This is a genomic window from Streptococcus sp. HMSC067H01 (assembly GCF_001814775.1).
Taxonomy (GTDB): domain Bacteria; phylum Bacillota; class Bacilli; order Lactobacillales; family Streptococcaceae; genus Streptococcus.
The window spans coordinates 17,694-32,430 of sequence record NZ_KV817803.1 but is presented as its reverse complement, the minus strand read 5'-3'; the positions used below and the strand labels follow the sequence as shown (position 1 = coordinate 32,430).

Below are 14,737 nucleotides of genomic sequence, written 5' to 3'. Positions count from 1 at the left end.
AATGAAAATCAAAGAGCAAACTAGGAAGCGAGCCACAGGTTGCTCAAAACAGTGTTTTGAGGTTGCAGATGGAAGCTGACGTGGTTTGAAGAGATTTTCAAAGAGTATTAAAGTCTTTGCCAAAAGAAGTCAATGATATAGGTCAAGCCATAAGTATAAACCACGAGGGTAAAGGGCTTGGTTAAGACGATAATAGTCATGTAACGCTTGAAGCTCATTTTGGTCAGAGCTGCCAGCATACAGAGAAAGTCTGCTGGACTAACTGGCCAAATCATCATAATGATAAAGAATCGATCAAAGCGATTGCCCTTGTCTAACCAGCCGATGTACTTATCATAGGTACGCTTGCTAACGACAGACTGGACAAAGGGAGCACCGTAAAGTCGCACTAGGTAAAAGATAATGGCGCAACCAATGACAATGCCAATGTAATTGTAAATAGTTCCCACGATATGACCATAGATAAAGACACCAGCGACCGATGTCAGAGCACCAGGAATGATAGGAACCACCGTCTGCAAAATCTGTAAAAAGATAAAGAGTGGAGGCCCCCAGATGCCTGCCTGTTGGATAAAGGCAGAGAGGGTTTCCTTGGATTGTAAAATCCCAGCCTGATAGGCCCAGATGCAGAAGATCAAGGTGCCAACTCCACCAACGATAGATGAAATGTGAATCACTTGTTGCAGAAGGGGTGAAATAGTTTTCATTTGAATATTCTGTGACATGTAAAATCCTCTTAAGTAGTATAAATCTACTATACCATATTTTGAGGAGAAAGACTATCTGTATTCTAGGTGTGACTTTGACGCAAGTATGATAAAATGATAGTAAGAAAATGACGGCTTAGAATGAGGAAACTAACATGTTAGGATTAAGCTTTAATGGAACTTGGCGTAACTACCAAAAGCAAGTCTTGGATAAGTTCCAAGAATATCAAGCAGATGGACATGTTCACCTTGTGGCAGCACCAGGATCTGGCAAGACAACTATTGGTATCGAATTGATTGCTCGCTTTGATAAGTCTGCTCTAGTCTTGGTACCGACAGTTACCATTCGGGAACAGTGGGTGGATAGAATTCGCCAGGCCTTTTTAGAGGATGAGAACCAAGTCACAAGTCTCGTGTCTCAAAATCTCAAGGACATGAAGCAAATCACTATCGCCACTTATCAAGCCTTTCACAGTGCTATGCAACAGGTCCAGTCTCAAGAAGAGAATGGTGAGACGGAGGACTTTGGCGGTTTTGATCTCATTGCTAGTCTTAAGGAGCAGGGAGTTGAAACCCTCTGTCTAGACGAATGCCACCATTTGAGAAATGAATGGTGGAGAAGTCTAGAAGACTTCCGTAAGAAATATCCGCAACTGCAGGTCATTTCTCTAACCGCAACCCCTCCCTATGATAGTGAACCAGAACTCTGGGCGCGTTATCTCCAGATGTGTGGGGAGATCGACCAAGAGATCACGGTGCCAGAGTTGGTTAAGGAGGAGACCCTTTGTCCTCACCAAGACTTTGTTTATATCTGTACTCCGACCAAGGAAGAGGAGAAGGTTCTTCAGGACTTTGAAGATGCCAAGTGGCAGTATCTCAGTCACTTAGTGGATGAACCTGAGTTTAAGGAGTTAATTGCTAGCTCCAAGGTTCTTCATGGTCAAATCTCGGCAGATCTACTTCTTGAAGATCCCAAGTATCTCTCGGCCATCCTCATTTATCTTCATTCTCAAAAGTTAGAAATCCCCCAATACTTAAAGGATCTCATTGGCAGTAAAAGCCTTCCTTCGCTGAACTACTACTGGATGGAGGTCCTTCTCCAAGGAGTTCTCTACCAGACACCTGATTGGTACCAGGCAAGCCCCGACTATATCAAAGAGATAGAAAGGGACATGAAGGCTAGAGGTTTGATTGATAAACGCCAGCTTTTCTTGGTTCGAAATAAGATCAATGATCAAATTCTCAATCAATCCTTGGGGAAATTATCTGGAATTGCTGATATCTTTGCGACCGAGTATGCTAGCCTCGGAAAGGATTTGAGACAACTAGTCCTAGCAGACTATATCCGTAAGGACTTTGCTAACTATCTAGGGGATGATCAGGCTCCCATCAGTCAACTAGGGGTTCTCCCTTACTTTGAAAGCATTCGCCGAAGTGCTCAGAAACAGGAGATTTCTGCTCCCCTAGCAGTGCTTTCGGGAAGTGTGGTTATCGTGCCAACTAGTGTCAGGGAGGAGCTCCAAGCACTCTTGCCAACAGTCGCTTTGACCTTCTCAGCCATTGGTCAACTAGATCCAGCTGCCTATCTTCAGGTAGGTTTTCCCTCAACCTGTAAAGGCATGGTAGGGGCTGTAACTGAGCTCTTTCAAAGGGGGGCCATCCAGGTCTTGATCGGGACCAAGTCTCTCTTAGGTGAAGGGTGGGATGCGCCTTGTGTTAATTCTCTGATCTTAGGTAGTTTTGTCGGAAGCTTTATGCTCAGCAATCAGATGCGAGGGCGTGCCATTCGTGTCTGGTCAGGACATCCAGAAAAGACCAGCAATATCTGGCATCTAGTCGCTATCAAACCCTATACCAAAAATCTTTTCTTGCGGGAAAAGGAAAATGAAGAGGAAGTAGATAAGGATAATTCCTATCAAGATTTACTCAATCTAAGTCGCCGGATGGAACACTTTCTAGGTTTATCCTATAAGGAGGATACCATCGAGACAGGGCTGGATCGCTTGGACTTCCCAAAACCTCCTTTTAAGAAAAGTAAGATTAAAGCCTATAATCAGAAAATCAAGGAATTGTCCAAGGACCGTAGCTCCCTTCGCAAAAAATGGCAGGAGGCGTTAGTAGTTGCGGATAAACTAGAGATTGTCAATGAGGTAGCAACCGATCGCAAGCAAATCCCGCTCTTGACACTGATTGATGCTGAGAAGTGGGTTCGCTATTCTTTCTTACTGATTGCAGTTAATCTCCTCCTCTATCTTTTTAAAACAAATGGTATTCGTTTGGCTTGGTTAACGACTATTAGTCTTGTCTTGCTTACTATTGCTCTGGTCCGTTATTTCTTTTACAAGAGTCCTTATGTACGTCTACGTCAGGCGGGTGAAGGTATTCGTAATGCCATGCTAAAGATGGGGCATCTTTCTGATGATCAGTCGCGCGTGCAGGTGGAAGAAGATAAGGATAGTTATTGCATTTTTGCCTATCTCAAGGGTGGCAGTATGCGAGATAAGGAGCTCTTCTCCCAGACCTTGGGCGAATTCTTTGCACCCGTGGATAATCAACGCTACCTCTTAGTAGCAAAAAAAGCACCAGCAGGTCAATCCAAGTATTTTGTAGTTCCTAGCCTCTTTGAAAAGCGCAAGGAAGAAGCTCAGCTCTTTCTAGACGCAATCGCACCTCAGCTAGGTGATTACCAGTTAATCTACACCCGCAACGAAGCAGGCAGAAAAGTCTTACTCGAAGCCCGACTCAAATCCCTAGCCAACAAAAATGATCGCCTCATCACCAAGAAGAAGGTTAAGAGTGCTTTGAAGTAGGGAGAAGCGAGCGTTTTCTACTAGGAGTATGATATAATAATAGGGATAGTAACCTTTTATGAAAAGGGAAAATAGATATATTTGATAGTGATGACAGACAATCTGAAAATACTTGTGTGAATAGATGGTTCTGTATACAGAAAAAGGAAGGTTTTATGGCAAAGAGAAAAGATTTTTCTGAACTAACCAGGGTACAAATCCCAGCCGCTCTGCATCTCATGCGTATGGGCTATACCTATCTTCCTCGCAATGGGAAGGAAATTGCAGAAAGAGATCCAGATACCAATATCCTCGTATCTGTTTTTAAGGAGCAATTTTTAAAATTTAACAACTACTTGACAGAAGATGACTTTGAAAGAGAACTAGCCAATATCAAGTTGGAACTAGATCAAAACGATTTGGGACGTTCTTTCTTTAAACGTCTGCAAGGTCAGAAAGATGCCATTTATATTGATTGGGAGTATCCTGAAGCCAATACCTTCCATCTGGCGCTTGAAGTTACTTGTCAAAATGGTCAGGATGAATTTCGTCCGGATATCGTTATTTTTGTCAATGGTCTGCCTCTTTCTTATATCGAAGTGAAACAGCCAAATGCGATTCGTGATGGCAAGACTGGAATTCAGTCAGAGCAGGACAGAACCAGATACCGTTTTGAAAACCGTAAGTTCCGTCGTTTTAACAATATCACCCAGTTGATATCCTTATCTGATAATTTAGCGTATATCAGTGGACAAGGTCAGCAAAAACAGGGTTCTTATTACGGTTCAAACGCCTATTCAAAAACCAAATTTAATGCTTTCAAGGAAGAAAGAGAAGAAGATTTTCTTCATTCCCTTGCCACGCTAACCGAGGACCAAATCGACTTTGTCCTAGAAGACATGAAGCGCTTTGCCCTCAAATCTCAGCCAGAATTTACAACAAACCTAAATCCTGATACACCTTGCAATGCCTTCTTGTCTTCTTTGTATCAGAAGGAACGCTTGCTCTTTATGCTTCGTTTTGGTCTGGTCTATGTCGAAGAAGAAAGCAAGGACGGTCAGATGCAGTTGCAGAAGCACGTCATGCGCTATCCTCAGTATTTTGCGACACGTGCTATCGAAGAAACAATTGCAAAAGGTGTCAAGAAAGGGGTTATCTGGCATACCCAAGGTTCAGGTAAGACTGCCTTGGCTTTCTTTAATATCCGCTATCTAACCAACTATTTCTCAAAAGAGGGAATCGTTCCTCAGTTTTACTTTGTCGTCGATCGTTTGGACTTGGCAGACCAGGCCTTTAAGGAATTCACCAAACGAGGCCTCAAGGTTAAGCGCATCAATAACCCACAAGAACTCAATCAAAAACAAGACGGCTATGATGTCGCTGTGGTTAATATCCAGAAGTTTAAGGATGATTCAGATCTGACAGACCGCTCTGGTTATGACCTCAATCGTCAAAATGTCTACTTTATCGATGAAGCCCACCGTTCTTACAATGAACGAGGTTCCTACCTGCCAAATCTCTATCAGGCAGATACCAAGGCAATTAAGATTGCCTTGACAGGAACGCCCCTCATCACCTATAAGAAAGATGGCAAGACCAAGGAAAGTCATGCGACTACACGTGATATCTTTGGGGACTATATCCACAAATATTACTACAACCAGTCTATCGATGACGGCTTTACCCTACGCCTGATGCGAGAAGATATCGAGACCTCCTATAAGGACAATCTCAGAACCATCAACGAAGAAATCCAACGTGGTGACCTTTCCAAGGAAGATATCTTTGCCCATCCTCATTATGTGGAGCCTATGCTAGACTTTATCATCGAGGACTTCAATCGTGCTCGTGGTTTGATCTTTGATGACAAGACCATCGGTGGCATGATCGTCTGTGACTCGTCCAAGCAAGCGCGTGAGCTTGAAAAGCAATTAGAAGAACGACGTCAAGCTGGCTCAACCACCTTGACTTCCGCTCTCATCCTCCATGATGAGGGAGACAAGGAAGAGAAGAAGGACAAGGTAGATGCCTACAAGGAAGGTAAAATTGACCTTATCATCGTCTACTCTATGCTCCTGACAGGTTTTGATGCACCTCGTCTCAAGCGCCTCTATCTAGGGCGTAAGATCAAGGCTCACAATCTTTTACAAACACTAACCCGTGTTAATCGTCCTTACAAGGACTACCTCTTTGGCTATGTCATTGACTTTGCGGATATTTCCAAGGAGTTTGACAAGACCAATCGTGCCTATCTGGAAGAACTCAATCAAGAGTATGATTCGACTCTGACTGGGGAAAATGGTGAGGATGTTTTTGGCTCGCTCTTTGTGTCAGCAGATGAGATTTCTCAAGAGTTGAGCAAGACCGAGCATATCCTCATCGACTATCCAACGGACAATCTAGAATACTTCTCCCAAGCCATCAATGACATCAAGGACAAGAAGCAGTTAATCGATCTTCGTAAGGCCTTGGAGTCTATCAAGCAGTATTACAATATCGCCCGTCTCCTAGGCTACCAACACCTGCTTCAGCAGATTGATATTGCCCAGATTGCAACCCTGCTCAATGTCCTCTCTAGACGGATGCTGACGCTATCTCTGATCGATAAACCAGATGACTTCTCTAGTCGGACTCTTTTAAATCTTGCCATGTCTGAGACTAGCTTTAGCTTTGTCAAGATTGCAGAAGAAGAACTTCGTCTAGCAGCCAATGACTTGGAAGACTTGAAACGTCGAGTTGCAAGTGGCATTAAAAAACAACGTGATGAAAAGGATCCTGAGTGGGTCACTCTCTACGAAGAATTCCAGCGCATCATGAAAAAACACCTGATCCATGGCCAAGAAGGCTTCACCATGGAGAATATCAAAGAAACCCAAAAAGACTATGAAGACCTCTTTAAGTCCGTGGAGGACTATCATACTCGTATGAGACGCTTAACCATGAACTTTAACGGAGATGAGATGGCAGCTCGTTCCTACAAACACGTGACTAACTCGACTATGGTCAGCGAGTTTCCTGCTATTTACCATGTCATCAAGGGTTCTAAAGTTAGACTAGACCGTAAAATCGGTCAAAATCAAGGAGTACTCGATAACGAGGACTTTCTCAAGAAAATGATTCGAGAAGAAGCTCGGATTGAAATGAAAACCAACCAATCTGCAAGTAGTTTGACAAGAGCGGATTTTAATTATATCGTCGAGTCACTATTTGAAGGATATGAAGAGGAATACCAACACTAATGAATGAAACATACAAAGTCCAAGTCCAAGGCTTGGTAGATGATTTGAAAGCTGTCTTTACCCACGCGGGACTAGGAGGAGAAGCGGGTGAATACAAACTCCTCACCCAGTCCTTCCTCTACAAATTTTTAAATGACAAGTTTTTGTATCAAGCCAAGATCCTAGATGAGTCCAACACCTATGAAAACCTGCTGGCTATGAGCGATGAAGACTATGACTGGCTTTTGGAGGATATCGGTACTAGCACAGCCTGGCTCAAGCCAGACCAGTTGATCGAAACCCTCCATCGTCAGCAAAACGAGGCGGCTTTCTATGAGACTTTTGAAAATACTCTCAACCAAATCGCCATTGACAATAACGATATTTTCTCTGTGCATACAGACGGCGACACAGCTATTCGTCTCTTTGATGAGCGCTTGATTACAGATGCTATCTCGGATAGTAGTAAGCGTAACGAAGTGGCAAAATCCATCATCAATCTTCTTGCACGTGTCAAGTTTGATGAGACCATTTTTTCACAAGGCTTCGACTTTTTCTCCACTCTCTTTGAGTACATGATCAAGGACTACAACAAAGATGGTGGTGGCAAGTATGCCGAGTACTACACACCCCACTCTGTGGCCAAGATTATCGCGGATATTCTGGTAGGAAATGACCAGCCATCAAACGTGCGGATTTATGACCCGTCTGCTGGTTCGGGCACCTTGCTTATGAACCTGGCTAGTCGTATCGGTGTCGATAAGACCACTGTTTATAGTCAGGATATCTCGCAAAAGTCGTCCAATCTCCTACGTCTTAACCTGATCTTGAATGGACTGCAACACTCCATTCATAATATCGTACAGGGAAACACCATTATCGCTAACCGTCATCCAGAAAAGATGGACTATATCGTGTCGAACCCTCCTTTCAAGCTGGACTTTTCAGAGTGGCGTGACCAAGTGGAGACCTTGCCAGAAGACAGTGAACGCTTCTTTGCAGGTGTGCCAAAGGTTCCAGCCAAGTCTAAGGACAAGATGGCGATCTATGAGCTTTTTGTTCAGCATATCATCTACTCCTTGAAGCCAGATGGTCAGGCAGCTGTTGTCTTGCCGACAGGATTTATCACAGCCCAGTCAGGGATTGACAAGACCATCCGTCAACACTTGGTGGATAATCAAATGCTGGCAGGCGTCGTTTCTATGCCGTCTAATATCTTTGCGACGACCGGTACCAACGTCTCTATCCTCTTTATCGATAAGAAAAACAAGGGTGATGTCGTCCTCATCGATGCCTCAAACCTAGGAACCAAGGTCAAGGAAGGCAAGAATCAAAAGACCGTGCTGTCTCCTGAAGAAGAGCAGAAAATCGTCAAGACCTTTATCAAGAAGGAAGCCGTTGAGGACTTTTCTGTCACCGTCTCTTATGAGGATATCAAGGAGAAAAACTACTCTCTCAGCGCAGGCCAATACTTTGACATCAAGATCGACTATGTAGATATCACAGCAGAAGAGTTTGAAGCTAAGATGATCGCCTTTCAAGACAAACTCTCTAATCTCTTCCAGCAATCACATGCATTGGAGCAAGAGATTGAAGAGCAAATGAAGGGGATCAAGTATGAGTGAGTGGAAAGAAGTAAGTTTATCAGAATTAGGGAAAACGATAACGGGGAAAACACCATCGTCTCAATATCCAGAGGATTTTGGAGATGAAGTACCTTTTATTACTCCGTCTGATTCCTTTGAAAAAAAATACATAAGTAAGTCAGAAAGATTCTTATCACGTTCAGGTTCAGAACGTCTAAAAGATAAAATCATTTCTTCTGATAGTATTATGGTTACTTGTATAGGTTCAGCTATGGGGAAAGTGGCAAAGAATGGTTTGCCTTCTGTTACTAATCAGCAGATAAATTCTATTATAGTTAATGAAAAATTTGATTCTGACTATATTTATTATCTTTTTAAAAATAACTATGCTGTATTTCGAAATGCTGCATCAGGTAGTACAGCAATTCCAATTCTAAATAAAACTGATTTTGATAATTTGAGATTTAAAGTAGAATTGGATTTAAACGAACAACGCAAAATGGTTTCAATACTTTCAAAAATTGATGACAAGATTGAAATCAACAACCAAATTAACCAAGAGTTGGAAGCCATGGCTAAGATCCTCTATGACTACTGGTTTGTGCAGTTTGATTTCCCAGACCAGAATGGCAACCCCTACAAATCATCAGGCGGAAAGATGAGCTATAACCCAGAACTCAAACGCGAAATCCCAGAGGGGTGGGGAGTGGTGACTCTTGGAGACTTTGAATCGAAAATTATTACTGGAAAAACACCTTCTAGAGCAAATAGTGATAATTTTGGAGGTGAAATTCCTTTTATAACAATTGGAGATATACGAGGAAATACTTTTATTTATAGCACTTCAGAATCATTGACTGATTTAGGAGCAAGCGTACAACAGAATAAGTATTTACCTGAAGGTAGCCTATGTGTTTCTTGTATTGCGACAGTGGGTGAAATTGGATTTACGACTGAATGGTCTCATACAAATCAACAAATAAATTCAATTGTTTTTGAGGATGAAACCAATCGATATTATCTTTATTTTGCGTTGAAAAATTATTTTGAAAATGCTAATGCGAGTGCAAAGACTGGAAATACTTTTGCTAATATGAATAAAGAAGATTTTTCGGGAATTAGAATCATTCTACCAAATAAAGAAATCAAAAATAATTTTCACGAAATTTCAGAGCCTTATTTTGCACAAATCAAGTGTTTACAAGGACAAAACCAAGAACTTACCCAACTTCGCGATTGGCTCTTGCCAATGCTGATGAATGGACAGGTTATAATCTAATGTTTAGGAGATAATGATATGGAAAAGAGATTAAGGTTATTTCATTTTTCTAAAGATCAATACGGAGAACCGTATTATTTACCAGGTATAATTTTTGACGATTCTTTCGCAGAGTTCAGTAAAATTGTAGAAGATTTAGATTCTAGAATAAATAAATGTATTGATGATAAATATGCTAAGAATTTCAGATTTAAGAGACCTTCTTCACAGATAGTAACAAATGTATCAGAGATTTTTGAAAATAAAGAGAATTTCAATAGAAACTCAAAAGACATTGCAAGTAAATTTCAAGAATCAATAGGACGTAGATTTCAAAATGATTTTTATTTAGTAGTACTTACAACTGAAATTGACAATAGAGAAATTCTTTTTCTTGTTAAGATGGAGACAGGAACGGCTATTCAAGTTTCTGATGAAAATACATTAAGGACATTGGATAAGATTCTTCCAGATAAGAAATCCAGACTTCAAAAGGCTACTGTAATCTACAAAGATAAAACAATTCAGTTTAAAGAAAATAGAGAGGAGCCAAATTCAGAAAGAACAAATATTCACTCAAGAGTATTGGATAGAACCGATGATAATATATCGGGGTATTACTTCAAAGTATTTTTGGATAGTGATAACGTTATAGATGATGAAGATTCAGCAGCTAGAATGGCTATACAAGCGATTGAAACTATCGTTAAACCATACATAAAGTCTGAAGTGAGTCCAGGAATTGTAAAAGAAAAGTTAACAAGTTTTTTATCTCAGAGAAGAGATACATCATTTGAAGGGCTGATTCAAGAGGTTAGTGATGTATTAGACTTTAATATAGAAAATAGAGAAACAGATATAGAAAAATTATCACAGGAAGCTTATGACTTAGCGAAAAGAAAAAATAATACTGTTGTAGCTAGTTTCGTAGCAAAGTTATATCGTCCACCTAAAGTAACATATGTAGCTGAAGGCGATGAACAACAAATTAGAATTAGCTTTCTAAAAAGTCTAGAGAGTCACAAAGATGTTTATTGGGATGATGACGACGACGATTTCTATGTTTTAAAAATTAACAAAGAAGTAATTACTCTGATTGAGAGGTGATTACATTGATTAAAGAACTTATTAAATATATTGGCGCTTTCAATGATGTTGTCGGACGTATTAATATTGATTCTAAAGAAAATAAGTTTATCTATATTTTAGAGTTCGAAATTTCAGAGAAAGAGTTAGATAGTTTTAAGGAAAAGATCAATAGTTATAAAATAAATGAACTGGATATAACTTGTAATAATTACCCGTTAGAATCCTGTAAAGAAACTAAGGAAATCAATAAGGTTGCTGTAACAATGAAACAAAACCAATTTCCTTTAGAGGGCCAGTCATTGTATTTTAGAAACAGTAATGACTTTTATACATTTGAAAAAAAGTTTTTAAAAAGTACAACTTTTGAAAATTTCAAAAACAGGAATACTAAGATAAAAATCTGGATTCCAGAAGAAAATAGTGATATATATTCGCCCGTCTTTTCACTTTGTGAAGAAAAATTACAGATACCTGATATATTAATTTCAAAAACGGAATTTAATCATAATTTGCTTTGTGCTTTTCCTAAAATAATTTTAGATAGAAGTTTTGATGAATTTAAAAGTGCGACACTTGATGGTTTTCTAAGTATTGTATCGGAAAGAAAAATATCTAGTAGTGAATATATTATAAGTTTTGAAAAAAATGCTATTTTAAAATTGAATAGTATTGAAATAGATAATATAGATTTATTTAGTACACTCAATCAATTATTTGATTTTATTTTTGATGATGATAAAACTTATTATGAAAAGTTGATAATTTTTAGAAATATTTTTTCCGAATTTATCAAGAGACAAAATACAATTAGTAATATGGACTTTCAGTATATTTTAAAAGATTTACAATCCAATTATAATTTATTTATCACTGATAAATTGAAAAAGTTTATCTCTGATAAACAAAAGTTAACAGAAGATTTCTCAAAACTTCAAAAAGAGATTTTGGTTAGTATCAAAAACATTTCTAATACATTATCTCAGCAATTTTTAGTTCTAATTATAACAATATTAACTACATTTGTTTTTAAAAATTTTAATACAAGGTTAGCAATGTCACTAACAGTATATTCTGGGATATTTTATTTAATTTGTATAATTATAGTAAATAAAGTAAGAGGATGGGATTTTGATTCTAGGTCTATAAAATCAGAGTGTGACGATATTGATAAAAATTATAATATGTTATACAGTATAGATAAACATTTTATTATTACTTTGAAAGAATCCGATAGCTACAAAACAGAATTAAATAGGTTAGAAAAAATTGAAACTTTATATAAAATGTTGATTTATAGTCTCTTATGCAGTTTGATAGTTATACTGATTCTGATTTATAAACATAATGAATTTTATACTCAATTCACTTTCTATAAACAAATAGTCGATTTGTTACTTCCGTAAAATTATAATTATATCAATCTCAAAAAGAATGATATAAATTAGGGTATATAGCCTCCATTTACCGAAACAATGCTTATGTAATTCTGATTGGAGTTCAAATGCAGGTAGTGACAAAAGAAAAATCTTTATTCAACGTTTTTCTTCTAAATGTTGCCCCTAATATTGTAATTGATTATAAAAAATATACTTTTAAATCCAGAAAGTAATTGTTTTCAAGTAAAATCCAGCCAAATCAACTTTTGGCTGGCTTTTATTTTTTATTCATGTTATAATGAAATTACCTAAAAGGTAATTTAAAATGAACAGAAAGGGACTTATGAAGCTTATCTATACAAACAAAACTGTTAAAAAGCAGTGCACAGAGCTGAGACAGGCGAAAAAGGATTTTTCGGATAAGATTGCTGTAAAGTTGCATCAGTTGATTACCTTTTTGGAAGCAGCAGATTCTTTGGCCAGTGTGACAATTTTTCCTAAATATCATTTTCACCAACTCAAGGGAAAGAGACAGGGACAGTTTGCTTTAGATATAGATGGTCGAAAGAGTTCCTATCGTTTGATTGTCGGTTTTAGTGAAGAGGATCAAGGAAAGGTCTTTTCCAGTCCTATTGAAATCGAAATCCTAAAAATAGAGGAGGTCAGCAATCACTATGAGTAATAAAATTGTTGAATACAAAGACCTGATTGCTTTTCATCCAGGTCAGTATGTTGAAGAGTTGATTGAAGATTATAACGTAACGCAGAAAGAATTTGCGGAGCGTTTGGGAGTTTCAGCAAAGACTGTCAGCAAGCTTGTCAATGCGGAGGAGTCCATTAGTAAAGAAACGGCTCATAAGTTAGCCAAGTTAAGCGGAGTTTCCATGCAAACTTGGCTCAATCTTCAAAATGCTTACGATGTAAAAGTTGCAGAGATTGTAGAACAAAAAGAGTTAGAAGAAGGTAGCGAAAAAGAAATCTGTGAAATGATTGATTTCAAGTATTTTAAGGCAGAAGGCTACGTTCCAGACAAACGCTATAATTTAAAGGAAAAGATTGTCGAGCTTCGCAAGATTCTCGGTGTGGCAAGTTTAGAAAATCTTACATCTTTTAACCATCTAGTCAGTTATCGGAATACGCGTGAGTTTACGACTAAAAGTATCGTGAACTCCAATATCATGCTGGAGTTGGCATCTAAAAAAGCGCGTGATGTAACAACTACCAAGCTCAATCGCAAAAAGTTAGAGAAAAGCTTGTCTGCCATAAGAGAGTTGACCAGACAGGCCCCAGAAGCCTTTCCTCAGCGCTTGTCTGATATCTTGTTAGACTGTGGTGTTGTCCTAGTCGGTCTACCTGCGTTACCAAATGCCAATCTGAATGGAGCGACTAAAAAATTCAGTAATGGTAGTGCCTTGCTTTTACTCACGGATCGAAACAAAGCATCCGATATTTTCTGGTTTTCACTCTTTCATGAGATAGGACATATACTGGAGAATGATTTTTCATCTGATGATGGAAATAGCGAATCCTACCGACGTTCTGAGGAAAAGGCAGACCAGTTTGCAAAAGATTTCTTGATAAGACCCGAAGACTATCAAGCTTTTGTCAAAAAAGGAAACTTTGATAAGTCAGACATCCTTCGCTTTTCTGAGGAGGTAGATATTCATCCTAGCGTCGTTTTAGGCAGATTACAAAATGATGGTATTCTAAGTTTTGACCGTTTCAGAGAACTAAAAGAAAATTATTACTTTGTTTCTTGAATCTATGGAAATTTGTAAAAGATGAAAAAAGCTTCATATGGTTAGTAATTATAGCTTCTTTATTCGCTCATATCCCGCTCATTTTATAGATATAACTTTGTTTCCGTATTTCCTGGGAACTAGTAGAAAGTTAGGAGAAATATGGAAACTAACAACCAACGTGCCCTTTGTCAGCAACTCTGGGCGGAAAACAAATACCTTGTTTTGAGCCATTCCAGCAATATTTACAAGGACATTCGCCAGTATCTCAAGCAAGAAGTGGTGGAGCTGAGTCAGGTTCAAGAGATGATTGACCGTGCCTGCCAGATTCCAGAGCACAGGGGTCAGGTTTGCAATGCCTTTCAGCACATTTGGGGATATTTCAAGAAGAAAGCAACGGAGACTGAACGCAAGGATTATATGTTTTTACTGGAGCGTTATCACTCTGGTCATGCCACCAAAGGAGAATTAATTGCTAAGACGAGAGAGTTACTTGAACGTTACCCAAATGCTTATCTGCAACAATCTACCTTGCTGAAAGGAGACTCCAATGAGACTATGGCATGAGGCTTTGATTTCACAACTTCCCCGTCCTCAGCTCTTGGGGCAACATCGAGAGTGCTGTGCCCTTCGTGGCAATGGCTGGGGCAGAAGGCATGCGACGGTTGACTATGTTTTTACCCACTCGCCCTATTGTCTCTATGCCTATCATCGCTTGATTATGAAGGAGATGGCTGACCGTGGCTACAATGTCAGTCCGGAGTGGCTGGACAAGAACTATCGTGGCAAGACCTGCCCTCCTTATCAAGACTTAGCAGAGGAAAAGCTGAAAAGTCCTCTCTATAATGAGCATGACCATGCCTACTATGAGGAGTGTCTGGACAATCTCCGTGAAAAAGGCATTGAGCTAGAGTAAGAGTCAGTATGACCTTTAATTTAGAACTCTTTTCGTATTTTTTCGAATAATAAAAATGA

General features: G+C 39.1%; 11 protein-coding genes. 10 read left to right on the top strand and 1 reads right to left on the bottom strand.

Features of this window, described 5'->3' with window-relative positions; translation table 11 throughout:
• Positions 1–107: 107 nt before the first annotated feature.
• Positions 108–725 (bottom strand): TVP38/TMEM64 family protein, encoded by a 618-nt coding sequence (locus HMPREF2987_RS06645; RefSeq protein WP_075229849.1) that lies wholly within the window; start codon positions 723–725, stop codon positions 108–110.
• A gap of 137 nt (positions 726–862) precedes the next feature.
• On the opposite strand from HMPREF2987_RS06645, the gene HMPREF2987_RS06640 reads away from it, so the two are divergent.
• The 10 genes from HMPREF2987_RS06640 (at position 863) to HMPREF2987_RS06595 (ending at position 14,678) form a co-directional block, all read left to right on the top strand.
• Positions 863–3,517, top strand: a complete 2,655-nt coding sequence (locus HMPREF2987_RS06640; protein ID WP_075229848.1) for a DEAD/DEAH box helicase family protein — start codon at positions 863–865, stop codon at positions 3,515–3,517.
• Positions 3,518–3,672: 155 nt separating this feature from the next.
• On the top strand, positions 3,673–6,735 hold the full coding sequence (locus HMPREF2987_RS06635) for a DEAD/DEAH box helicase family protein (protein WP_075229847.1): 3,063 nt from the start codon (positions 3,673–3,675) through the stop codon (positions 6,733–6,735).
• Positions 6,735–8,339: an HsdM family class I SAM-dependent methyltransferase gene (locus tag HMPREF2987_RS06630; protein WP_075229846.1), complete on the top strand. Its 1,605-nt coding sequence runs from the start codon at positions 6,735–6,737 to the stop codon at positions 8,337–8,339. Before HMPREF2987_RS06635 ends, HMPREF2987_RS06630 begins: the two co-directional genes overlap by 1 nt.
• Positions 8,332–9,579, top strand: a complete 1,248-nt coding sequence (locus HMPREF2987_RS06625; RefSeq protein WP_075229845.1) for a restriction endonuclease subunit S — start codon at positions 8,332–8,334, stop codon at positions 9,577–9,579. Before HMPREF2987_RS06630 ends, HMPREF2987_RS06625 begins: the two co-directional genes overlap by 8 nt.
• A gap of 18 nt (positions 9,580–9,597) precedes the next feature.
• Positions 9,598–10,665, top strand: a complete 1,068-nt coding sequence (locus HMPREF2987_RS06620) for a hypothetical protein (protein WP_075229844.1) — start codon at positions 9,598–9,600, stop codon at positions 10,663–10,665.
• Complete coding sequence (locus tag HMPREF2987_RS06615) at positions 10,662–12,050, top strand: hypothetical protein (RefSeq protein WP_075229843.1); 1,389 nt, start codon at positions 10,662–10,664, stop codon at positions 12,048–12,050. The genes HMPREF2987_RS06620 and HMPREF2987_RS06615 overlap by 4 nt, the downstream gene beginning before the upstream one ends.
• A gap of 316 nt (positions 12,051–12,366) precedes the next feature.
• Positions 12,367–12,705, top strand: a complete 339-nt coding sequence (locus HMPREF2987_RS06610; protein ID WP_075230063.1) for a type II toxin-antitoxin system RelE/ParE family toxin — start codon at positions 12,367–12,369, stop codon at positions 12,703–12,705.
• On the top strand, positions 12,698–13,783 hold the full coding sequence (locus tag HMPREF2987_RS06605; RefSeq protein WP_075229842.1) for a HigA family addiction module antitoxin: 1,086 nt from the start codon (positions 12,698–12,700) through the stop codon (positions 13,781–13,783). Before HMPREF2987_RS06610 ends, HMPREF2987_RS06605 begins: the two co-directional genes overlap by 8 nt.
• 141 nt (positions 13,784–13,924) lie before the next feature.
• On the top strand, positions 13,925–14,329 hold the full coding sequence (locus HMPREF2987_RS06600) for a YbgA family protein (protein ID WP_075229841.1): 405 nt from the start codon (positions 13,925–13,927) through the stop codon (positions 14,327–14,329).
• Positions 14,313–14,678 carry a TIGR02328 family protein gene (locus tag HMPREF2987_RS06595; RefSeq protein ID WP_075229840.1) on the top strand — a complete coding sequence of 122 codons (366 nt, stop codon included), beginning with the start codon at positions 14,313–14,315 and terminating at the stop codon, positions 14,676–14,678. Before HMPREF2987_RS06600 ends, HMPREF2987_RS06595 begins: the two co-directional genes overlap by 17 nt.
• The last annotated feature ends 59 nt before the right edge of the window (positions 14,679–14,737 follow it).